The sequence below is a fragment of the Streptomyces sp. NPDC104371 genome (genome assembly GCF_055583785.1).
The window spans coordinates 86,100-108,508 of the sequence record NZ_JBVJNF010000009.1 but is presented as its reverse complement, the minus strand read 5'-3'; the positions used below and the strand labels follow the sequence as shown (position 1 = coordinate 108,508).

Annotated in this window: 19 protein-coding genes; 4 read left to right on the top strand and 15 right to left on the bottom strand. The window is 72.1% G+C overall.

Translation table 11 applies throughout. The features are described 5' to 3' along the window. Window positions 1-264 precede the first annotated feature (264 nt). The 7 genes from pheT to infC all read right to left on the bottom strand — a co-directional run bounded on the left by pheT (window position 265) and on the right by infC (window position 7,867). Entirely contained in the window at window positions 265-2,775 is a 2,511-nt protein-coding gene (gene pheT / locus ACZ60T_RS25645) for a phenylalanine--tRNA ligase subunit beta (protein ID WP_469668027.1), read from the bottom strand. Then, the gene (gene pheS / locus ACZ60T_RS25640) at window positions 2,775-3,899 is read right to left on the bottom strand and encodes a phenylalanine--tRNA ligase subunit alpha (RefSeq protein WP_365635188.1); all 1,125 of its coding nucleotides are present in this window, start codon (window positions 3,897-3,899) and stop codon (window positions 2,775-2,777) included. The genes pheT and pheS overlap by 1 nt, the downstream gene beginning before the upstream one ends. A 149-nt stretch (window positions 3,900-4,048) precedes the next feature. Beyond that, entirely contained in the window at window positions 4,049-5,233 is a 1,185-nt protein-coding gene (locus ACZ60T_RS25635; protein ID WP_365635191.1) for a sensor histidine kinase, read from the bottom strand. Between the two features lie 80 nt (window positions 5,234-5,313). Continuing rightward, the gene (locus tag ACZ60T_RS25630; protein ID WP_365635194.1) at window positions 5,314-6,174 is read right to left on the bottom strand and encodes a TrmH family RNA methyltransferase; all 861 of its coding nucleotides are present in this window, start codon (window positions 6,172-6,174) and stop codon (window positions 5,314-5,316) included. Window positions 6,175-6,278: 104 nt separating this feature from the next. Beyond that, the gene (gene rplT, locus ACZ60T_RS25625) at window positions 6,279-6,662 is read right to left on the bottom strand and encodes a 50S ribosomal protein L20 (RefSeq protein ID WP_252423736.1); all 384 of its coding nucleotides are present in this window, start codon (window positions 6,660-6,662) and stop codon (window positions 6,279-6,281) included. A gap of 95 nt (window positions 6,663-6,757) precedes the next feature. Then, window positions 6,758-6,952: a 50S ribosomal protein L35 gene (rpmI, locus tag ACZ60T_RS25620; RefSeq protein WP_007829094.1), complete on the bottom strand. Its 195-nt coding sequence runs from the start codon at window positions 6,950-6,952 to the stop codon at window positions 6,758-6,760. Between the two features lie 186 nt (window positions 6,953-7,138). After that, complete coding sequence (gene infC / locus ACZ60T_RS25615; RefSeq protein ID WP_365635197.1) at window positions 7,139-7,867, bottom strand: translation initiation factor IF-3; 729 nt, start codon at window positions 7,865-7,867, stop codon at window positions 7,139-7,141. Between the two features lie 352 nt (window positions 7,868-8,219). Between infC and ACZ60T_RS25610 the strand changes: the two genes are divergently transcribed. Further along, window positions 8,220-8,606 (top strand): DUF1844 domain-containing protein, encoded by a 387-nt coding sequence (locus ACZ60T_RS25610; protein WP_252423748.1) that lies wholly within the window; start codon window positions 8,220-8,222, stop codon window positions 8,604-8,606. Between the two features lie 34 nt (window positions 8,607-8,640). Here the strand turns inward: ACZ60T_RS25610 and ACZ60T_RS25605 are convergent, their stop codons facing one another. From ACZ60T_RS25605 to ACZ60T_RS25595, 3 genes are read right to left on the bottom strand one after another with little or no spacing between them, the layout of a single operon-like run. Continuing rightward, window positions 8,641-9,396, bottom strand: coding sequence for an SseB family protein (locus ACZ60T_RS25605; RefSeq protein ID WP_469668026.1), 756 nt, complete (start codon window positions 9,394-9,396; stop codon window positions 8,641-8,643). 11 nt (window positions 9,397-9,407) lie between these two features. After that, window positions 9,408-10,595 (bottom strand): type VII secretion-associated serine protease mycosin, encoded by a 1,188-nt coding sequence (gene mycP / locus ACZ60T_RS25600; protein WP_469668025.1) that lies wholly within the window; start codon window positions 10,593-10,595, stop codon window positions 9,408-9,410. Further along, window positions 10,592-11,452 (bottom strand): hypothetical protein, encoded by an 861-nt coding sequence (locus tag ACZ60T_RS25595; RefSeq protein WP_469668024.1) that lies wholly within the window; start codon window positions 11,450-11,452, stop codon window positions 10,592-10,594. Before ACZ60T_RS25595 ends, mycP begins: the two co-directional genes overlap by 4 nt. A 585-nt stretch (window positions 11,453-12,037) precedes the next feature. On the opposite strand from ACZ60T_RS25595, the gene ACZ60T_RS25590 reads away from it, so the two are divergent. Further along, complete coding sequence (locus ACZ60T_RS25590) at window positions 12,038-13,240, top strand: amino acid deaminase/aldolase (RefSeq protein ID WP_469668023.1); 1,203 nt, start codon at window positions 12,038-12,040, stop codon at window positions 13,238-13,240. Between the two features lie 64 nt (window positions 13,241-13,304). Here ACZ60T_RS25590 and ACZ60T_RS25585 read toward each other — a convergent pair whose 3' ends face one another. Together ACZ60T_RS25585 and ACZ60T_RS25580 are read right to left on the bottom strand one after the other, a co-directional pair. Then, complete coding sequence (locus ACZ60T_RS25585) at window positions 13,305-14,216, bottom strand: DUF2510 domain-containing protein (RefSeq protein ID WP_469668022.1); 912 nt, start codon at window positions 14,214-14,216, stop codon at window positions 13,305-13,307. A gap of 74 nt (window positions 14,217-14,290) precedes the next feature. Then, the gene (locus ACZ60T_RS25580; protein ID WP_469668021.1) at window positions 14,291-15,214 is read right to left on the bottom strand and encodes a LysR family transcriptional regulator; all 924 of its coding nucleotides are present in this window, start codon (window positions 15,212-15,214) and stop codon (window positions 14,291-14,293) included. 70 nt (window positions 15,215-15,284) lie between these two features. Here ACZ60T_RS25580 and ACZ60T_RS25575 point away from each other — a divergent pair, with 70 nt between their 5' ends. After that, window positions 15,285-16,406, top strand: a complete 1,122-nt coding sequence (locus ACZ60T_RS25575; RefSeq protein ID WP_469668020.1) for a TDT family transporter — start codon at window positions 15,285-15,287, stop codon at window positions 16,404-16,406. Between the two features lie 110 nt (window positions 16,407-16,516). Here the strand turns inward: ACZ60T_RS25575 and ACZ60T_RS25570 are convergent, their stop codons facing one another. The 3 genes from ACZ60T_RS25570 to ACZ60T_RS25560 all read right to left on the bottom strand — a co-directional run bounded on the left by ACZ60T_RS25570 (window position 16,517) and on the right by ACZ60T_RS25560 (window position 21,216). Further along, window positions 16,517-17,092: a helix-turn-helix domain-containing protein gene (locus ACZ60T_RS25570; RefSeq protein ID WP_469668019.1), complete on the bottom strand. Its 576-nt coding sequence runs from the start codon at window positions 17,090-17,092 to the stop codon at window positions 16,517-16,519. 436 nt (window positions 17,093-17,528) lie between these two features. Further along, entirely contained in the window at window positions 17,529-20,144 is a 2,616-nt protein-coding gene (locus ACZ60T_RS25565) for an ABC transporter permease/substrate binding protein (protein ID WP_469668018.1), read from the bottom strand. Further along, a complete protein-coding gene (locus ACZ60T_RS25560; protein WP_365634652.1) occupies window positions 20,137-21,216 on the bottom strand; it encodes a quaternary amine ABC transporter ATP-binding protein in 1,080 nt (359 codons plus the stop codon). The genes ACZ60T_RS25565 and ACZ60T_RS25560 overlap by 8 nt, the downstream gene beginning before the upstream one ends. Window positions 21,217-21,405: 189 nt before the next feature. On the opposite strand from ACZ60T_RS25560, the gene ACZ60T_RS25555 reads away from it, so the two are divergent. Beyond that, entirely contained in the window at window positions 21,406-22,335 is a 930-nt protein-coding gene (locus ACZ60T_RS25555; protein ID WP_469668134.1) for a 5'-3' exonuclease, read from the top strand. Window positions 22,336-22,409 lie beyond the last annotated feature (74 nt).

Genomic DNA, 22,409 nt, shown 5'->3' with positions numbered 1-22,409 from the left:
CGAGGGCCGGTTCACTGAGAGACCTCGCAAGAGGCCGACCGGGCCGTCGGCTCCCCCTCGTTCCAGTGCGACGGCCCGTTCCGAGCCGTCCGCCCGGCCGCCTGCCCGGCACTCCGTGGCCGGGCGGACGGCATGTCGGCGACGGCACTCCGCCGAAAGGGCCGGGCCATGCGGTCGGCCCGGCGGGTGCGGGTTCGGTGGAAACAGTCGCGCGGTTCCCCACGACCCCGTGCAGGGGCGTGGGGAACCGCGCGACAGCGGGGGTCAGCCGCGGAGTACGGCCCCGGTGCGCTCGGCGGCCAGGGCGACCGCCGCGTCGCGGGCCGCGGACGCCTCGTCCACGGTCAGCGTGCGGTCGGCGGCGCGGAAGCGCAGCGCGTACGCCAGCGACTTCCGGCCCGCGCCGAGCTGCTCGCTCTCGTAGACGTCGAACAGCCGGACGGACTCCAGCAGTTCACCGGCGCCCTCGCGCAGCGCCGCCTCGACGTCCGCGTGCGGCACGGCCGCGTCCACGACCAGCGCGACGTCCTGGGTGGCGACCGGGAAGGTGGCGATCCGCGGGCCCTTCACAAGACCCGCGCCCGCCTCCTCCAGCACGTCCAGGTCCAGCTCCATCGCGCAGGTGCGCGCGGGCAGGCCCAGGGTCTTCACGACGCCCGGGTGCAGCTCGCCCGCGTACCCGATGACCTTCTCGGCCCCGTCGACCAGCACGGCCAGCTCGGCGCAGCGGCCGGGGTGCCAGGGAGCGAACTGGCCCTTGCGGACGATCAGTTCGGTCCCGGTCTCGTGGGCGAGGGTACGCGCGGCCTCGACGGCGTCGGCCCAGTCGGCCGGGCGGCCCTTGCCCCACCAGCCGGTCTGCTCACGGGCGCCCGCGAGGACCACCGCGGCATGCCGCGGCTGCTCGGGGAGCGCCGCGGTCAGGGACGCGACCTCCTCGTCGGTCGGCCGACGGTCGACGGGCAGGCGTACGGCGACACACCGCTCCGTACGCGGCTGGAAGACCAGCCCCGTCTCGAACAGCGCGAGGTCGTGCGAGCCGCGGCCGTCGTTGCGGCGCAGCGCGCCGAGCAGGCCCGGCAGCAGCGTCGTACGAAGGGCGGGCTCCTCGTCGGAGAGCGGGTTGACCAGCTTGACGACCGTACGGCGGGCGTCGTCGTCGGCCAGGCCGAACTGGTCGAAGACCTGCGCACCGAGGAACGGGTAGTTCAGCGCCTCGACATACCCGGCACCGGCCAGCGCCCGCCCGATACGGCGCTGCAGCCGCTGGCGGTCGGTCAGCCCGAGACCGGCCGGGGGCTTCGGCAGCGTGGCGGGCAGGTTCTCGTAGCCCTCCAGCCGGATGACCTCTTCGGCCAGGTCATTGGGGTCGTTCAGGTCGGGCCGCCAGGACGGGACGGTGACGACCAGCTCGTCCTGACCGGAGACGGCGCAGCCGACCTCCTGGAGCCTGCGGACGACGGTCTCGCGGCCGTACGCCACACCCGCCACCTTGTCGGGGTGGTCGGCCGGGATGGTGATCGTGCGCGGCGCGGACGGGGCGACGACCTCGGTGACGCCCGCGTCGGCGGTGCCGCCCGCGAGCAGCACCAGCAGATCGACCGTGCGCTGGGCGGCGGCGGAGGCGGCCTGCGGGTCGACACCGCGCTCGAAGCGGCGCGACGCCTCGGAGGACAGCTTGTGGCGGCGGGCCGTGCGCGCGATCGTGACCGCGTCGAAGTGGGCGGCCTCGATCACGACGTCGGTGGTGCCACCGGTCTCGTGGTCGTCGTCCGCGATCTCCGTGTTGGCGCCGCCCATGACGCCCGCGAGGCCGATGGGGCCGCGGTCGTCGGTGATCACGAGGTCCTCGGCGTCCAGCGTGCGCGAGACGCCGTCGAGGGTGCCGATCTTCTCGCCCGGCTCGGCCCGGCGCACCCCGATCGGTCCCTGGACGCGGGCGCGGTCGTAGGCGTGCAGGGGCTGGCCCAGCTCCAGCATCACGTAGTTGGTGACGTCGACGGCCAGCGAGATCGGGCGCATACCGGCCTTCTGAAGCCGACGCTTCAGCCAGATCGGGGAGCGCGCCTCCGGGTCGAGGCCGGAGACCGTACGGGCGACGAAGCGGTCACAGCCGTGCGGCTCGGAGATCTTCACCGGGTAGCCGAAGGCGTTCGGCGCCGGGACGTCGAGCAGCGCCGGGTCGCGCAGCGGCAGACCGTAGGCGATGGCGGCCTCGCGGGCGATGCCGCGCAGCGAGAGGCAGTAGCCGCGGTCGGGGGTGACCGCGATGTCGAGGACCTCGTCGACCAGCTCGAGCAGCTCGATCGCGTCGGTGCCGACCTCGTACTCCGGCGGCAGGACGATGATGCCCTTGGTGCCGTCGTCGCCCATGCCCAGCTCGTCGGTCGAGCAGATCATGCCGTGCGACTTCTTGCCGTAGGTCTTGCGGGCGGAGATCGCGAAGCCGCCGGGCAGCACGGCGCCCGGCAGGACCACGACGACCTTGTCGCCGACGGCGAAGTTGCGGGCGCCGCAGACGATCTCCTGCGGCTCACCCGTGCCGTTGGCCTGGCCGACGTCGACCGTGCAGAACCGGATCGGCTTCTTGAAGCCCTCCAGCTCCTCGATGGTGAGCACCTGGCCGACGACCAGGGGGCCCTTGAGATCGGCGCCGAGCTGCTCGACGGTCTCGACCTCGAGGCCGACCGAAATGAGCTTGGCCTGGACGTCGCGCCCGGTCTCCGTCGCCGGCAGGTCGACGTACTCCCGCAGCCAAGAAAGCGGGATCCGCATCAGATCTCCATCCCGAACGGCCGGGTGAACCGGACGTCACCCTCGACCATGTCTCGCATGTCTTCGACGTTGTGGCGGAACATCAGCATCCGCTCGATGCCGAACCCGAAGGCGAATCCGCTGTACTTCTCGGGGTCCACACCGCAGGCGGTGAGCACCCGGGGGTTGACCATGCCGCAGCCGCCCAGCTCGATCCAGCCCTCGCTGGAGCAGGTACGGCAGGGACGGTCGGGGTTGCCGACGGAGGCGCCCTTGCAGACGTAGCAGAGCATGTCCATCTCGGCGGACGGCTCGGTGAAGGGGAAGTAGTTCGGGCGCAGCCGCGTCTTCATCTCCGGGCCGAAGAGCGACTTGACCATGTGGTCCAGGGTGCCCTTGAGGTCCGCCATGGTCAGGCCCTCGTCGATGGCCAGCAGCTCGATCTGGTGGAAGACCGGGGTGTGCGTGGCGTCCAGCTCGTCGGTGCGGTACACCCGGCCGGGGCAGACGATGTAGACGGGCGGCTCGCGGTCGAGCAGGGAGCGGGCCTGCACGGGCGAGGTGTGGGTGCGCAGCACGACACCGGACTCGCCGTGATCGCCCTTCGGGCCCTCGACGAAGAACGTGTCCTGCATCTGCCGGGCCGGGTGGTCGGGCGTGAAGTTCAGGGCGTCGAAGTTGAACCACTCCGCCTCGACCTCGGGGCCCTCCGCGACCTCGTACCCCATGGACACGAAGACGTCCGCGACGCGCTCCATGAACGTGGTCAGCGGGTGCCGGGCGCCCGCCGGTACGCGGTCGTAGGGCAGCGTGACGTCCACCGACTCCTCGACCAGCACGCGGGCGTCCCGCTCGGCCTCCAGTTCCGTCTGGCGGGCGGCGAGCGCCTTGTTCACCGCGCCGCGGGCCATGCCGACGCGCTTGCCGGCCTCGGCCTTGGCATGCGGGGGCAGGGCGCCGATCTCGCGGTTGGCCAGGGACAGCGGCGAGGCGGGGCCGGTGTGGGCGACCTTGGCCTCGTGAAGGGCGTCGAGGGAGTCCGCGGCGGCGAAGGCGGCGAGCGCCTCGTCCCGCATGCGCTCGATCTCTTCCGGTTTCAAGGCCTCGACCTCGACAGGGTCGTACGACTTATTGGGTGCCGACATCTCTTCCCGTGCTTCCGATTGGCTGGCTGATAGGTCCCCGTCACTCGTCCGATGACTGATCGTCGCCGACTTCGGGACGCAAAGGTGCCAAAGGCCGAGTCTAACGGGGCTGAGGTGAGGAAATGCGCCCGTGGGTGCTCGGACCGCTCCTACTGGAGATGCGCCGGGGTGCCCACGGGCAACGTAAATCGGAACTGGGCGCCGCCGCCACGGGCGCGCCCGACCGTGATGGTGCCGCCGTGGGCCTCCACGATGCCCTTGACGATATAGAGCCCGAGCCCGGTGCCACCGCGCTTGCTGCCCCGCCAGAAGCGGGTGAAGACGCGGTTCATGGATTCCTCCGGGATGCCGGGGCCCTCGTCGCTCACCGTGACCGACGTGGCGGTGTTGTCGTCGCTGCCCGGGTCCGCCCCTTCGCGGGGGGACGCCGAGGGCGTGACATCGATCGTGACGGTTCCCTCCCCGTGCCGCACCGCATTTTCCAGCAGATTGCCCAGCACCTGGTCGATCTTGTCGGGGTCGGCCCAGAGCGCGGGCAGCGGCCGCTCGGTGCGCAGCAGGAACCGGTCGACGGGCTGACCTGCGGTGACGTAGGCCTGGATGTGCCGTCCGACGGCGGCGCCGAGGTCGACGGGCTGGCGGCGCACCTCAAGGCGCCCGGAGTCGATCCGGGAGATGTCCAGCAGCTCGGCGATGAGCCGGGTGACCCGGTCGGCGTCGGCGTCGACGGTCTCCAGCATCAGCCGCTTCTGGTCGTCGGTGAAGCGCTCCCACTTGGCGAGCAGCGTGGCGGTGAAGCCCTTGACGGAGGTGAGGGGCGAGCGCAGCTCATGGGCCACGGTGGCGATCAGTTCGGCGTGGCTGCGTTCGGTGCGGCGCCGCGCCTCGGTGTCGCGCAGGCAGACGACGACCCGGCGGACCGGTCCGGTGGGGCGGGCGCGGACGTAGCGGGCCGAGACGAGTACTTCCCGGCCGCCGGGCAGCAGCAGATTGCGCTCGGGCTGGCGCACCCGGATGGCGAGCCCTCCGTAGGGGTCGGTGAGCTGCCACCAGCGGCGCCCCTCCAGATCCTCCAACGGCAGGGCGTTCGCTAACGGTTGCCCGAGGGCGTCGGCGGCGCGGACGGCGGTGACGCGTTCGGCGGCGGCGTTGAAGCGGATCACCCGGCCCTGCTCGTCGGCGATCACGAGCCCGTCGGGGAGTTCGTCCGGGTCGACACCGGCTTCGCTGACACCGGGTCCGGCGGTACCGGGTGCGGCGGGATCACCGTACGAGGACGCGGGTGGAGGGTACGCGTCCCGTGTGCCCGGTGCCCTGCTCGTGCCGACCCTCATCCCCGTATCCCACCTCTCTGCTGGCGTGGGACTGCGTCACTGCGCTCCTGGGGTCCCCGCCGCCCGAGCCCGCCACCCTACTAGCCGTGGGTATGGGAACGGCACCCGCCGGTGGCGCGCTGTGCACGGGCGGAAGCATAGAGGCATACGGCGGCGGCGGTGGCGAGGTTCAGGCTCTCCGCCTTCCCGTGGATGGGCACGCGCACGACGGCGTCGGCCAGCGCCCGGGTCTCCTCCGGCAGTCCCCAGGCCTCGTTGCCGAACACCCAGGCGCTGGGGCCGCCCATGGTGCCCTTGTCCAGCTCCTCGTCCAGGTCGTGCTCGCCCGCTCCGTCGGCGGCCAGGATCCGTACGCCCGCGTCCTTGAGCCCGGCCACGGCGCGCTCGACGGGGACGCCGACGGCGACGGGCAGGTGGAAGAGGGAGCCCACGGAGGCGCGGACGGCCTTGGGGTTGTACAGGTCGACGGAGGCATCGGTGAGGATCACGGCTTCGGCCCCGGCCGCGTCGGCGCAGCGCAGTACGGTCCCGGCGTTGCCGGGGTCACGGACGTGGGCGAGGACGGCGACGAGCTTCGGGCGGGCGGCGAGGATCGCGTCGAAGGGGGTGTCGAGGAAGCGGCAGACACCGACGAGGCCCTGCGGGGTGACGGTCGTGGAGATGTCGGCGATCACCTCCTCGGCGGCGAGGTGGACGCGCGCGCCCGCGGTGCGTGCCTCGCCGATGATGTCGGCGTACCGCTCCGCGGCCTCGGGGGTGGTGAACAGCTCGACCAGCGTGGCCCCGCCGTCGGCGCGGTGCCCGGCGGCCTCCCGTACGGCCTGCGGCCCCTCCGCGAGGAACAGTCGCTCCTTGCCCCGGACGTTCCGCTTGGCCAGCTTGCGCGCGGCCTGGACGCGGGGTGAGCGGGGGGAGATCAGCTCGGGGGTGGCGGGGGGCATGGGGGTCACCTTCGAAACGTACGGATCTGGGGTCTCACGCGAACGGACCCGCAGGCCGCGTAAGCCTGCGGGTCCGTTCCTGTCCGGCGAGCGCCGGCGCGACGTCACGCCGCCTTCGGCGCGTTCACGTCCGACGGCAGCGCCTTCTGCGCGACCTCGACGAGCGCGGCGAACGCACCCGCGTCGTTGACGGCGAGCTCGGCGAGGATCTTGCGGTCGATCTCGACGTTCGCGGCCTTCAGACCCTGGATGAAGCGGTTGTAGGTCATGCCGTTGGCGCGGGCAGCGGCATTGATGCGCTGGATCCACAGCTGACGGAAGTCGCCCTTGCGCTTCTTGCGGTCGTTGTAGTTGTAGACCAGCGAGTGGGTGACCTGCTCCTTGGCCTTGCGGTACAGGCGCGAACGCTGACCGCGGTAGCCGGAGGCCTGCTCGAGGATCGCCCGGCGCTTCTTGTGGGCGTTGACTGCCCGCTTGACGCGTGCCACTTGTTAACTCCTTGTAGCGGGGCCGCGGGGGTACTCACGCGGCCCGGAAACGATTGGGTCCCGGTCCGGACGCAGGGCGCTCACGCGCCGCCGCGTCACTTGCCGAGAAGCTTCTTGATCTTCTTGGCGTCGCCCGGGGCCATCTCGGCGTTGCCGGTGAGGCGACGCGTCAGACGAGACGACTTGTGCTCGAGCAGGTGGCGCTTGCCGGCGCGCTCACGGAGCACCTTGCCGGAGCCGGTGACCTTGAAGCGCTTGCTGGCACCGCTGTGCGACTTGTTCTTCGGCATAGCGCCGTTCTCTCCTCGTCGGTGGCGCTCCGGTGCCCGGTCACGAGAACCGGGCACGATGGAGCGTCGCTCTTGTTTCGGTTACAACCTGGGACTGGCGTCCCGGGCTTTCCGGGGTGCGTACGTCCGCTGTGCGGCGGTCGTACGTCCGTACGTCCGGCGTTCCCCCGGGGCTTCGCCCCGGGATCAGGCCTCTGCGGAAGCCTCGGCCGTCTCGGCCTCGGTGGTCTCTGCCTCGGCGATCTCGGCGTCAGCGGCATTCTGCGAGCGACCAGGGTTGGCCTTCGCTTCCGCCCTGCGGGCCTCCTGCGCCTGACGGGCCTCGGCCATCGCCTCGGTCTTCTTCTTGTGCGGACCGAGAACCATGATCATGTTCCGGCCGTCCTGCTTCGGGTTCGACTCGACGAAACCGAGGTCCTGGACGTCCTCCGCGAGACGCTGCAGCAGTCGGTAGCCCAGCTCGGGCCGGGACTGCTCGCGACCACGGAACATGATCGTGATCTTGACCTTGTCGCCCTGCTTGAGGAACCGGACGACGTGACCCTTCTTGGTGTCATAGTCGTGCGGGTCGATCTTCGGCCGGAGCTTCATCTCCTTGATGACCGTGTGCGCCTGGTTCTTGCGCGCCTCACGGGCCTTCATGGCCGACTCGTACTTGAACTTCCCGTAGTCCATGAGCTTGCACACGGGCGGACGGGCGTTCGCCGCGACCTCGACCAGGTCCAGGTCGTACTCCTGCGCAAGCTCCAGGGCCTTGGCAAGCGGCACAATGCCGACCTGCTCGCCACTGGGACCGACAAGTCGCACCTCGGGAACGCGAATCCGGTCGTTGATGCGGGGCTCGGCGCTGATGGATCCTCCTCGGTAGCACCATACGGCCGCCTGGCTGGACAGCCGCGTATGTCCGGTTGACATGGGGACCAACCATCTCGGCGCATGAAAAATGCCCCGGACGGAACACAGGCGGGACTCCGAGATTTCCGGAGCACCGCCGCGGTGAGCCGCGGGGCGCGCTTTCGGACGACTTCACCGTCCGTACGGAGAGGTGACGTTCGTCTGACCGGTGACCCGCCGTCCTGGGGACGGTCAGGTGGGAGATCGGAGCCTCCACTTGTGGGCCGGAACACTGCCGTGTCCGGCCGGTCGTCACACAAGGCTAGCAGCTCACCGGGGCTGGTGCGAACCGGTGTCCGCCGGTGCTCGTACCGCGTGCTCACGCGGCCTCCTGGGCGCGGGGCGCCGCGCACCGGGGCCTATCGTGGGGAGCATGAGTGACACCTCCCCCGCGCAGGGCCCGGCCGCGACGGCCGCCCCCGACAGCACCGACTTCGACAGCATGACCCGCGACATCGCCGAGGTCCCCGCGGTCGAGGTGATCGTGACGGTCGCCGTGAACCTGATGAGCGCCGCCGCCGTGAAGCTCGGTCTGACCGAGGAGGGCGACGCGCACAAGGACCTGGACGAGGCCCGCAAGCTGGTGCACGCGCTGGCCGGGCTGCTGGACGCGAGCGCGACGGAGATCAGCTCCTTCCACGCGGCCCCGCTGCGGGACGGCCTGAAGTCGCTCCAACTGGCCTTCCGTGAGGCGTCGATCGTCCCGGACGAGCCGGGCCAGGGCCCTGGTGAGAAGTACACCGGCCCGGTCTACGGCTAGGACGTCGTCCGGTGCCCCGGCAAGGGGCACCGGGTCACGCGCGTACGAACAGGGGCTCGCCCGGCGGCGTCGCCTCGGCCGGCAGGACTGCCAGGTCGAGGCCGCGCACCAGGCGGGCCCTCAGTGTGTCGTCGGCGGCCATGCGGCCCGCCACCGCGCGGACGGCCTCGGCCGCCGTCGCGGCGGGGTCCAGGACGAGCGCCAGGATGCCGTCCGCCTCGCCCGGCCCCAGGTGGGCGCGCAGGACGGCGGGCTCGGCGGCCACCGCGGCGCGTACGGCGTCGGTGACGGCCGGGTCGGCGAGCGGGTCGGTCGTGGTGCGGCCCTCGGCGAGGGCGAGCAGCGCGGTGCCGGTCAGTTCGAAGGGCACGGGCCCGGACATGTCCAGCAGGAGCGTGTCGGCCTTCTCGTGGATGGCCGCGTGGATGGCCTGCTCCAGAGGGACGGCGACGGGGCGGGCCGCCGGGTCCCACAGGGTCAGGGCGTCGGTGGACGTGAAGGCGGGCAGGGCCGTGCGGTCGCCCGCCTTGAGGCTCGGGACGGCCATCTCGCTGGTCTTCGCGCGGCGCAGCCCGGCGCCCTTGCAGTGGTGCCCGTCCTCGGACTCGCCGAAGACCTCACCGAGCACCGCGACGACGGGGACGAGGACGCGCGTGCCCTTCAGGGCCTCCAGGACCGGCCCCACGGCGGTCCTGTCCTCGGCCCAGGCGGCGAGCGCCGCGCTCAGCCGGGGGTCGGCGGAGCCGTCGTCGTCGGAGAAGCCGGGGTCGGGAATGTTCAAGTTCGCCACGGTGACCGAGCCTAGCGGGGCGGGTCCACCAGGCGTGCGCCGCCCCTGTCCGGGCGCCTGCGCCACAGCAGCACCGCCGAGGCCAGCAGCACCACGCCGAGGGCGCCCGCGAGCGGGCCCGCCCAGCCGAGGGAGCGCGGGCCGTCGGTCCGGTCCGGTCCCCGGCCGAAGTACTCCCGGCCGTACGCCGTCGTCCGCAGGTCCTCCGGGTGCAGGTGCGCCGCTTCCTTGACGGCCGCCGCGGGGTCGACGAAGCCGAATCCGCGGGAGTCGTCGCGGCCACCGGTCGGGGCGTTCCGGGCCGTCTTCTCCAGGAGCTGCTTGAGCTGCGCCGGGGACAGATCCGGATGCGCCGCCTTGACCAGCGCGACGGCACCCGAGACGAACGCGGACGCCGCGCTCGTGCCCCAGCCCTCGTAGTACTTGCGGTCCGGGTCGGCGATGACGACGTCGACGCCGGGCGCGCTGACCGTGGCGTACCAGCGGCGGGTGGAGAAGGAGGCGCGGGTGCCGTAGCGGTCGACGGCGGTCACGGCGATGACGCCGGGGTAGGCCGCCGGGTACGAGACGTGGTCGCCCTTCTCGCCGCCGTTGCCGGCCGAGGCGACAACCACGGCGCCCTTCTTCAGGGCGTACTGCACGGCCTCGTCCTCGGCCGCTTCGGGGTGCGCGGAGGCGGAGTCGTCGCCCAGGGAGAGGTTGATGACGTCCGCGCCGTGGTCGGCGGCCCAGCGGATGCCCGCGGCCAGGGCGTTGCCGCGGCTGGTGCGGGCCCTGACGCGGGCCGGGTCGCCGTCCTCCAGGATGACGCGGACGGGGAGGATCTTCGCCTTCGGGGCGATGCCCATGACCCCGTCGGCGTCGCCGATGCCGTGGCCGTGCCCGGCGATGATGCCGGCCATCGCGGTGCCGTGCCGGGCCCAGGCGCGGTCACCGCTGTGGGCGCCGAAGCCGACCATGTCCTTGCCCTCGAGGACGTTGCCCGCCAGGTCGGGATGGCCGGTGTCGACCCCGGTGTCGAGGACGGCGACGGTGACGCCCTGGCCCTCGGTGGTGCGCCAGGCCTCCCGGACGTGCAGGGCGTCCAGGGCCCACTGCTGGGCGCGTATCCCGTCGGCGTGCGCGGCGGTGGAGGGCACCAGGGCGAGGAAGCCGACGAGGAGGGCGGCGAGGAGCCGGGCACCGGCCGTGCGGGTCATGACGGCTTCTCCGTGGCCGAGGTGACGGTTCGCTTCAGGCGCGCCTCGATACGGTCGGCGACGCCCGCCGCCTCGTGGCCGAGGCCCGCCTGGGCGGGGGCCGTGGTGGCGCCGGTCTTCCTGGCCTGCGCGGCGGGCTGCGGTTCGCTGACGGGGCGGCCGTCGGCGAAGCCGGAGACGGTGTAGACGACGACGGGGGCGTCCGTGCGCACCGAGATCGCCCAGGAGGCGCGCTGGGCGTCGCCGAAGTCGGCGGCGGCGGTGTCCGGTACGGCGTAGGGGCGGGGCATCAGATCGGTGCGCCGGTCGAGGCCCTCGTCCTTGAAGCGGTGGTGCAGGGCGCGCATGGCGGCGGCGTCGGCGCGGGTGAACAGCAGCCCGACGGTGGTGACATGGCTGCGGGTCGCGTCCAGGTAGGTGGCGCGCAGCAGGCGCAGGCAGCCGGCGGGGGCGAGGGCCGTGCTCAGGAGGGGGTCGAAGGCGTCCTTGCAGCCGCTGTCGGGGGCGACGGCGATCCGCGTCCAGGTGCGGTCGGCGCCGCCGGGGCCCGCGCCGGGTCCGTGGAGGGTGGGCGGGAAGAGCTGGTCGACGGGCACGCTGTGCCACAGGGCGCCGGTCACGGCGTACGCGTCCCGGGTTCCGCCGTCGGACTCCTCGGTGAGCCAACTCCCGGCCGCGGCACCACCGATGAGCCCGAGCCCGAGCACCAGACAGGCGGCTGCCGCGACCACCCTGGACCGCGCACCGAAGCGCCGCGGACGCGCGGTGTCGACATCGGAGGTATCGGGCTGCGCGAGAGTCACCCGAGGCCGAGCCACCACAGCGGCCCGCACCCGCAGCCGCACGGTGGTCTCCACGGCCTCCTCGGGCGCCCCTCCCGCAACCGGCGGCACATCAGGAAACCGCGCAGAGGCCACAGGAGGCGGCGGCCCGGACCCACCCGCCGGTACGGGCGGACGCTGGGGAGGGGGCGGGACTGGGCCACCGAGACGACTTCGGGGAACCGAGGGAACCGGATCGGCGGCTTCGCTGCGGGGAGTTGAGGGGGCCGGACCAGCGGCTTCGCCGCGAGGAGTTGACGGCGCCGGGTCGGTGGTCTCCTCGTCCGGCGGTGGTGGTGGGGTCGTGGGGCGTGGGGGGGCTGAGGGGTGTGGGGGGATGGAGGGGCGGCGTGCTTCCGTGCTCATGCACCCCCCGTTTCGTCGTGTGGCCGGGCCACCCCGGATCCGGCGCGGTCGGGACGTGCCGCCCGTTTCGGGCAGGCATACCCGTGGCGGCGGACGCCCATCCCAGGTGTCCGCACCGGGCCGAGCCCCCGCTCCTCGCGTGCGCGTCACTCTACGGGGAGAACCGCGGGAAACGGGACCCCGGTCCGCGGCGCCGGGGCATCTGCCCGGAACATCCCTCTACCCTGCGGTATTCGCATCTGGCAGGCTTCGTTCATGACTGCCCGTGCCTCGGACCGGACCCGCTACGACCGGGCCACCGCCCACCTCGACGCCCCGCTCGCGATCGTGGACCTGGCGGCGTTCGACGCGAACGCCGACGACCTCCGGCGCCGGGCGGGCGGCAAGCCGATCCGGGTCGCCAGCAAGTCCGTCCGCTGCCGTGCTCTGCTCGAACGCGTCCTGGCCCGCGAGGGCTTCGCGGGCGTGATGTCCTTCACCCTCGCCGAGTCCCTGTGGCTGGCCCGCTCCGGCGTCGAGGACGTCCTGCTCGCCTACCCGTCGGCCGACCGGCAGGGCTTCGCCGAACTGACCGCCGACCCCAAGCTCGCCGCCGCCGTCACCGTGATGATCGACGACCCGGCCCAGCTCCGCCTGATCGACGGCGCCCGCCAGGGCGGTACCGAAGTCGTCCGTATCTGCCTGGAGTTGGACACCTCGCTGAAGCTGCTCGGCGGACGCGTACGGATCGGCGCGCGGCGCTCCCCGCTCCATTCCCCGGCCCAGATCGTGGAGTTGGCCCGCCTGGTCGCGCGGACGCCCGGCTTCGAACTGGTGGGGCTCATGGCGTACGAGGGTCATGTCGCCGGGGTCGGGGACTCGGTGGCCGGACAGCCGCTGCGGTCACGGGCCGTCCGCTTGATGCAGGCCACCGCGCGCCGGGAGTTGGCGCGGCGGCGTGCCGAGGTGGTGCGGGCCGTACGGGCCGTGGCCCCGCGACTCGAGTTCGTCAACGGCGGCGGCACGGGCAGTGTGCAGCACACGGCTGCCGAGGACGCGGTGACGGAGGTCGCGGCGGGCTCGGGGCTGTACGTACCGCGGCTGTTCGACAACTACACGTCGTTCAGGGGCCGTCCGGCCGCCCTGTTCGCCCTGCCGGTCGTCCGCAGGCCGGGGGTCGGGGTGGTGACCGTACTGGGCGGCGGCTATCCGGCGTCGGGGGCCGCGGGCCGTGACCGGCTGCCCGTCCCGTATCTGCCCGAAGGCCTGGTCTACGACCCGCAGGAGGGTCCCGGCGAGGTGCAGACGCCGTTGCTGGGCGCACCGGCCGACGACCTGCTCATCGGCGACAAGGTGTGGTTCCGGCACGCCAAGGCGGGCGAGCTGTGCGAACGCTTCGACGCGCTGCACCTGGTCGAGGGCGACACGGTCACGGCGACGGTGCCGACGTACCGCGGTGAGGGGCGGACCTTCCTCTGACCGAGTGCCCGAATGACCGAGTGCCCGAGTGACCGAATGACCGTGCGGTCACTGGCCGGGACCGTCACTGACCGGTGCCGATGCTGCTGCCCACACCCCCGCCCGTCCCCGAGCCGTCGACCGAGCGGATCCCCTGGGTGATCCGGTCCATGTCGGTGAGCGGCGGCCCGTCGGGGCCCGCCTGGAAGACGAAGCGGACGAGCACGGGCGCCTGCGAGCCCGTGCTGGACGCGAAGGCCATCGACTCGACGTAACCTCCGGACCCCTTCGTGGTGTTGACGCGCCAGCGCACGAAGTACCCGGCGCGGCCCGCGACCGCGACCTGCCCGGACTTCACCACCTGGTGGGAGGTGATGTCGCCGTAGGGCCGCGCGTCCATCCCGTTGCGGCCGTACGCCACGTCCGCCGCGTCCTTGATGTCGTCCTTGACGAGGTTCTCCAGGGACGTGCCGGTGGCGCCCGTACGCGAGTACACGAGGCCGTGGTAGCAGAGACCGGCGTCGCCGGGGCAGTCGAACGTCTCCGGGTCCGTGGTCAGCACGGTGGTGTCGTCCACGGGGTCCTTGGGAAGGCCCCAGCCCTTGAGCACGGGGTAGGTGACACCGTTGAGTTGGTCCACGACGACATGCGGATCCCCGCTGCCGGAGGGGGACGGGGACGGCGAGTCCGTGGTGTCGGTGGGGGCCGGCGGCGGGGGCGTGGGCGAGGACGCGGCATGCGCGTCGTCTCCTCCGCCGCGCCCGAGGACGACCGCGCCGACGACGACGCCCGCGACCAGGACGACACCGGCCGTGGCGAGCGCGATCACCTTCGTACGCCGGGAGTTGCCGCGCTCGGGGGGCGGCGGGGAGGCCAGGGGCTGCTCGGGTGTCTGGGGCTGGCGTCGGTGGTCACTCCACGCCGCTCCGTCCCACCAGCGTTCGGTGAGCGGGTAGGAGGGGTCGCGGTACCAGCCGGGTGGGGGCGCACTGCTCACTCTGATCACTCTATGCGGTGCTGGGCAGGGCCCACCATCTCCCGGGTCTGCGAGGGCCGTTCACACGCCGGGCCCTACCCCCGTGTCAGCCCGAGCAGGTCGCGGCCCGGCCCCGTCGGACGGTGGCCCGTGCGCCACACCGCGCGCAGGGTCCGGTCCAGGCGTACGCCCGCGACGGGGATGCTCACCAGGCGGCGGGCCGACAGCTCCTCCCCGACGGCGAGTTCGCTCAGCACGGCCGGGCCCGCGCCGCTGACCGCCGAGGACTTGACCGCCGTGGTCGAGGACAGTTCGAGCAGCGGGCGGGCCAGACCGCCGAGGGCCGTGTCCAGGACCTGCCGGGTGCCCGAGCCCTCCTCGCGGAGGATCAGCGGGGTCGACGCCAGCTCCTCGGCCGGGAGCGGGCTGCGGCGGCGCGCCCAGGGGTGCCCCGGCGCGGTCACCACGACCAGCCGGTCATGGCCGACGACGGCCGAGTCGAAGCCCGGCGGCACGGCCAGCCCCTCCACGAACCCGAGGTCCGCCTCACCGGCGAGCAGCCGCTCGGCGACCGTCGCCGAGTTCCCCGCGAGCAGCGACACCGCCGTATCGGGCCGCTCGGCGCGCAGCGCCATCAGCCAGCCCGGCAGCAGATACTCGGCGATCGTCATGCTCGCGGCCACCCGCAGCCGGGAGTCCCGGCGCCCCCGGAGCGCCTGCGCCCCCGCGTCGAACGCCTCCGCCGCCTCCACGATCCGCCGCGCCCAGTCGGTGACCAGCGCCCCCGCGTCGGTCAGTCGCGAACCCCGCGGCGAGCGCTCCACCAGCGCCACGCCGAGCTGCCGCTCCATCGACCGGATCCGGCTGCTCACCGCGGGCTGGGTGATCCCCAGCTCCCGCGCGGCCCGCCCGAAGCTGCCCAGCCGCGCCACGGCCAGCAGCAGCTCCAGCGCACCCAGATCCGGGACCCGGTGCGCCAGACCGGCCACCGGCGGCCCGCCGTCACCACCCTTGCTCATAAGCCCAGGTTATGCCCTCATAGAGCCATACCCCCTGGTGAGGAACCCGGCCCGGCGCGAGCGTGTCCGTATGGTCGTCACAGTCGAGCCCCTCGCCCCGCCCGCCCGCCGTCCCCGCGCCGCCGCCGTACGGCATCTCGGACCGAACTGGTACGCCGCCGTGATGGGCACCGCGATCGTGGCCACGGCCGGTGTCCACCTGCCCGGCGCCGCGCACCTGCCCGGCCTGCGGACGGTCGCCGCGGCCGTCTGGGCGCTGTCCGCGGCCCTGCTCGGCACCCTGCTCGCCGCCCGGACCCTGCACTGGGTCCACCACCGCGACCAGGCCCGCGCCCATCTCCTCGATCCCGCGATGGCCCCGTTCTACGGCTGTCTGGCGATGGCCCTGCTGGCCGTCGGCGGCGGCACCATGGCGGTCGGCCGGGACTGGATCGGCACGGGCCCGGCCGTCGCCGTGAACGCGGTGCTGTTCACGGCCGGTACGGTCATCGGTCTCGTCGCCGCCGTCGCCGTCCCGTATCTGATGGTCGCCCGGCACCGCATCGAGCCGGACCAGGCCTCCCCCGTGTGGCTGCTGCCGCTGGTCGCGCCCATGGTCTCCGCGGCCCTGGGCCCGTTGCTGGTCCCGCATCTGCCCGCCGGTGAGCCCCGGCAGACCCTGCTGCTCGCCTGCCTCGCGATGTTCGGCCTGAGCCTGCTGGCCACGCTGGTGACGCTGCCGCTGGTGCTCGGGCGGCTGATCACCGCGGGCCCGCTGCCGCTCGTGCTGACCCCGACCCTGTTCCTGGTCCTCGGCCCGCTGGGCCAGTCCACCACCGCCGTCGGCGCGATCGCGACCGCCGCCCCGGACGTCGTACCGGCCCCCTATGCCGGTGGCCTCGGCGTCCTCGCCCTCCTCTACGGCGTCCCCGTCATGGGCTTCGCCCTGCTGTGGCTGAGCCTGGCCGCCGCGCTGGTGGTACGCGCCCGGCGGCAGGGCATGGGGTTCGCGATGACCTGGTGGGCGTTCACGTTCCCGGTCGGCACCTGTGTGACCGGCGCGGAGGCACTGGCCCGGCGCACCGGGCTCGCCGCCTTCGACGCGCTCGCCGTCGGCCTGTATCTGCTGCTCCTCACCGCCTGGGCCGTCGCGGCGGTCCACACCGGCCGGGGCGTCGTCGGCGGCAAGCTCCTCGCGGCACCTCGCCGCTGACGTACGCGGATACGGGATGCAGGCGCGGATACGGGACGCGGGCGCGGGCGGACACGTACGCGGATACTTCGTCACCGCTCCCCCGATCGGGTCACCGGCGGCCCACCGGGTCAGCGGCGGCGCGGGCGGTCCTCGATCGCCTCGATGTGGTCGGCGACCGCGACCACGATCACGCGGGTGTCCGGCACGGTCGCCCGCCAGCGGTGCCGCACTCCCCCGCTGAGGTACAGCGTGTCGCCGCGCCCCAGCCGATGCGCGCGGCCCTCCGCCTCGACCTCGACGGCGCCCTCGACGACGTACATCAACTCGTCGTTGCGGTGCTGGAATTCACGCCGCTCGTCGTGATCCCCGATGAACTCCATCGCGTGCAGTTGATGGTGTCCGCGCACCAGCGGGCGCAGCCGCGCCTGTCCCGGTTCGAGCGCCTCGTCGTCGGCGCGCAGGACGTCCACACTGCACGCCGGGTCGGCCGCGGCGAGCAGATCGGGGGCGGTGGTGCCGAGGGCGTCGGCGATCCGCTCCAGGGAGGGCTTGCTGGGGCGCGCCCGCTCGTTCTCGACCTGGCTCAGGAAGGGGACCGACAGTCCGCTGCGCTCGGACACGACGGCGAGGGTGAGCTCCAGTGCCCGGCGGCGGCGCCGGATGGCCGCGCCGACCCGAAGGGGCTGCTCCTTGTGGTCGCCCATCGCTCCCGCTCCCTCCCGTCCTCGTCGGTCCAAGGTGCGCTCTCTGCACCCTACGCATGTTCGGCAAACCGTTTCATGGGCCCGTCACATCACCGCCCCGTACCAGAGTGGCGGAGGTCACTATTCGCGCCACCGGACAAGTCGCCCCGCCGTCCCTTGAGTACCGTCCCCGTCGCTGGCGAAAGGGCTGGTCAGTGCTGCCGTGTGAGGTCCGGGGCGGGCTCTCGCGGCAGCGCGCGGCGGCAGGTCCCTCAGGGCCTCCCGTCGGCGTCCCGGTACCCAGGGGCGGGGGCGGGCACACCCCCGGAGCAGCGCACCCTGCCGACGACCTGTACCGAACAAGCATTCGGTACGGCGTCGGCAGGGTGCGCGGAAGGGGGTGGCCGCGGCACGGACGGGGTTGACCGGATCCGTCCCGTGACCAGCGGCGCGGCGGCTACTGCGGAGTCATCCGCTCCACCATGTCCGGGTGCTCCTCCAGCCAGGCGGCCACGGCGTCCTCCTCATGGCCGTGCCCCCGCTTCTTGATCTCGGCCTCCAGGCTGCCCAGCTCCTTCTCGCTCATCGTGAAGTTCTTGATCCACTCGGTGAGCTGCGGGTACCGCTCCGGGAAGGCGCTGCTGGAGATGGTGCGGATCGTGTTGCCCTCGCCGAAGAGCTTCTTGTCGTCCTTCAGCTTGGTGAGCTGGTACTCGCTGTAGGCCCAGTGCGGCGACCACAGCACGACGGCGACGGGCTTCTTCTTGGCGTAGGCGCGCTTCAGCTCGGCCAGCATCGCGGGCGTGGAGCCGTCGACGACCTTGTACTCCTTGTCCAGGCCGTAGCCGGGCAGGACCTTGTCCTTGAGCAGGGTCATCTCCCCGGTGCCCGGCTCGATGCCGATGATCCGGCCGCCGAAGGTCTTCGCCTTGCCCTTGAGGTCCGCCAGGGACTTGACGTCCTTCACGTACGAGGGGACCGCGACCTCCAGCGAGGTCGGCTGGTACCAGGTCCCCAGGTCCTTGAGGTGGGCCTTGCTCTTGTCCCAGTAGTTCTTCTGCGCGTACGGCAGCCACGCGTCGAAGTTGAGGTCGAGGTCACCACCGGCCAGGCCCGTGTAGACGGGGCCGACGTCCATCTGCTTCAGGTTCAGCTTGTAGCCGCGCCGCTCCAGGACGTTCTTCCACAGGTAGGTGACGGCGACGTCCTCGTCCCAGGGGAACCAGGCGACGTTCACCGCGCGCTTGGCCTCGGCCGGAGTGGCGGCACTCTTCTGGACCGGGGCGAGCTTGTCGACGAGGCCGGGGTTCTTGGCCAGCCAGGCGCGCACGGCCTCCTGCTGATGGCCCTTGCCCGCCTTGTTGATCTCCGCCTCCAGGCCGGTGAGCTGCTGCTCCTCCAGCCGGAAGTCCTTCAGCCACTTGCCGACCACGGGGTTGTCCTTCGCGAACCCCTTGCGGGCGAGCGTGTGCACGCCGTCGCCCTTGCCCCAGGCACCCTTGGGGTCCTTGAGCTTCTTCAGGTCGTAGTCGCTGTACGCCCAGTGCGGCGACCAGAGCGTCACGACGACGGGCTTCTTCTTGGCGTAGGCGCGCTTCAGCTCGGCCATCATCGCGGGCGTGGAGCTGTCGACGACCTTGTACTCCTTGTCCAGGCCGTACGCCTTGAGGACCTTGCTCTTGAGCAGGGCCATCTCACCGGCGCTCGACTCGATGCCGGTGATCTTCCCGCCGAACAGACCGGCCTTGCCCTTGAGGTCCTCCAGCGAGTCGATGCCCTTCATGTACGAGGGCACGCTCAGCTCCAGCGACGTCGGGCCGTACCAGGAGCCCAGGTCGTCCAGTCGGCTCCCCCACTTCTTCCAGTACGACTCGTGCGTGATGGGCAGCCAGGAGTCGGTCTCGAAGTCGATGTCGCCCTGGGCGAGCGAGGTGTAGAGCGGCCCGGCGTCGAACTGCCTCGCGTCGACCTTGTAGCCGCGCTGCTCCAGGATCTCCTTCCAGAGGAAGGTGGAGGCGACGCCCTCGTCCCACGGGATGTAGCCGATGCTGATCCGCTTGCCCTGGCCGACGTTCTGCGCGTCGGCGGTGGTGTCGCCGCTGTTCTTGGTGCCGCCGAAGACCCCCATGCCGCCCGCGACGAGCGCGAGCACGACGACACCGATCACGGCCACGGCGGGCCGGGGGCGGTAGGACCAGATCTTCAGGCCCTGCGCGGCACGCAGCCGGGCGGCGGCGCGACGGCCGAGCGGGGAGACCTGGGTGCCGAGGGCGCTGGTCATCCGGTCCAGGTAGATCGCCAGGATGACGATGGCGATACCGGCTTCGGAGCCGAGGCCCACATCGAGCTGGCCGATGGCCTCGTTCACGTCACCGCCGAGGCCGCCGGTGCCCACCATGCCCGCGATCGCGGCCATGGACAGACCCAGCATGATGACCTGGTTGACACCGGCCATGACGGTGGGCAGGGCGAGCGGGAGCTGGACGCGCAGCAGCGTGTTGCGCGGGGTGGTGCCGAACGCCTCGGCGGCCTCGACCAGTTCCTTGTCGACCTGGCGGATGCCCAGCTCGGTCATGCGGACGCCGGGTGCGAGGGCGAAGATCAAGGTGGCCACGATGCCCGCGGGGGCGCCGGTGCCGAAGAACAGGATCGCCGGGATGAGGTAGATCATCGCGGGCAGCGTCTGCATGAAGTCGAGGACCGGCCGGACCACTCCGCTCACGCGGCTGGAGCGCGCCGCCCAGATGCCCACGGGCACGGAGATGACCAGCGCGATGATCGTCGCCACCAGGACGAGCGAGAGCGTGACCATCGCGTTCTCCCACAGCCCGAGGGAGTCGATGAACGCGAAGCCCAGGAAGGCGAGGACACCGGCGGACGTGCCGCGCAGCCAGAACGCGATCACCGCGAAGATGCCCGCGAGCAGCAGGGGTTGCGGGGCCTGGAGAACGGTGTCGATGCCGTCGTAGGTGCCCTGGAAGACGGTCTTGCAGAGGTCGAACAGCCAGGCCATGTGGTTGGTCAGCCAGTCGACCGCGGAGTTGATCCAGTCGCCGAACGGAACTCTAGGCATGGGCGATCACCTGCCCGTCACGCGGGGCGTCGCAGGGGACGGCATCACTGGCCCCGTCGGCGAGGAAGTCGAGGACGCGCTGGCGGGGTACGACGCCCACCAGTTCGCGCTGCTCGTCGAGGACTGCCACCGGGTGCGTGAGGCGGGCGCTGAGCGCGCACAGCTCCACGAACGGCGTGCCGGGCGTCGCGGTCTCACAGCCGCAGTCCGCCTCGTCGCCGCGTACGGCGGTGTCCATGACGGCGCCCGCGGTCAGCACGCGCGAGCGGTCGACGTCCTGGGTGAAGGAGGCCACGTAGTCGTCGGCGGGGCGCATGAGGATGTCCTCGGCGCTGCCGATCTGCACGATGCGGCCGTCACGCATCACCGCGATGCTGTCGCCAAGACGCATGGCCTCGTTGAGGTCGTGCGTGATGAACACGATCGTCTTCTTCAGGGTCTTCTGGAGCTCCAGAAGCTGGTCCTGCATATCGCGGCGGATCAGCGGGTCCAGCGCGCTGAAGGACTCGTCCATCAGCAGCAGGTCGGCGTCCGTGGCCAGCGCCCGCGCGAGGCCGACGCGCTGCTGCATACCGCCGGACAGCTCGTCGGGCCAGGACTTCTCCCACCCGGCCAGGCCGCACAGGGCGAGCGCCTCGTCGGCGCGCTTCTCGCGCTCGGCGCGGGGCACGCCCTGCACTTCCAGGCCATAGGCGGCGTTCTCGCGCACGCTGCGGTGCGGGAAGAGCGCGAAGTGCTGGAAGACCATGCTGATCTTCCGGGACCGGACCGCGCGCAGCTCGGCGGCGCCGAGTTCGGTGAGGTCCTGGCCGTCGAAGCGCACGTGCCCCGCGGTCGGCTCCAGCAGACCGTTGAGCATGCGCAACAGCGTCGACTTACCCGAGCCGGACAGGCCCATGACGACGAAGATCTGGCCTGGCTCCACCGTGAAGGACGCGTCGATCACGGCGGCGGTGGTGCCGTCAGCGCGCAGTTCCTCCCGGTCCGCTCCGTTCCGGAGCCGTTCCACCGCCTCGTTCTGTCGTCTGCCGAACACCTTGTACAGATGTTCGGCTTCTAGCCTGGATGACACAGGTACCTCTCGATCGGAAGCCTCCGAGCCGCTGCAAACGGTTGACATTGCAACTGGCATCACTTCGAGGCGCGCCTGCCCGGAGTCGGGCAGGGCAAACCTTCCGTGGCCCAGTTCACAGGCACTTCACGCAGGTCACAGGCTTGACTACGCTGCGCGGCCGATCCGCTGTCAGTGCCGTACGGCATGATGCGAAGCGTGACCCGACGTCTGATGCTCCTCGACACCGCCTCGCTGTACTTCCGCGCCTACTACGGCGTCCCGGACTCCGTCCGCGCCCCGGACGGCACCCCCGTGAACGCCGTGCGCGGGCTGCTCGAGTTCATCGAGCGCCTGGTCCGCGACCACCGCCCGGACGACCTGGTGGCCTGCATGGACGCGGACTGGCGCCCGCACTGGCGCGTCGAGCTGATCCCCACCTACAAGGCGCACCGCGTGGCCGAGGAGCACGAGCCGGGCCCCGACGAGGAAGAGGTGCCGGACACCCTGACGCCGCAGGTCCCGGTCATCGAGGAGGTTCTGGACGCGCTCGGCATCGCGCGCGTGGGCGTCGCGCGCTACGAGGCGGACGACGTGATCGGCACGTTCACCGCGCGCGCCGCGGGCCCGGTCGACATCGTCACCGGCGACCGCGACCTGTATCAACTGGTCGACGACGCCCGCGGGGTGCGCGTGCTCTACCCGCTCAAGGGGGTCGGCACGCTCCGGCTCACCGACGAGGCGGTGCTGCGCGAGAAGTACGGCGTCGACGGCCGGGGGTACGCGGACCTGGCGCTGCTGCGCGGTGACCCGAGCGACGGCCTGCCGGGCGTGCCGGGCATCGGGGAGAAGACGGCCGCGAAGCTGCTCGCCGAGTTCGGTGACCTGGCGGGCATCATGGCCGCCGTCGACGACCCCGCGGCCAGGCTCACCCCTTCGCAGCGCAAGCGGCTCGACGAGGCGCGCGCGTATGTAAGTGTCGCCCCCGAGGTCGTACGGGTCGCCCGCGACGTCCCTCTGCCGGATGTCGATACGGCGCTGCCGCGCACCCCCCGCGACCCGGCCGCGCTGGAGGCGCTGGGGGACCGCTGGGGCCTGGGCGGATCGCTGCGGCGGCTGCTGAGCACGCTGGCCGTGTGACGGCGTGGACCACCCGCCGGTCATGCTGTCGTCAACAGGCTGCCGTGGCCGGATCAAGCTGCTAACTTAGGTAA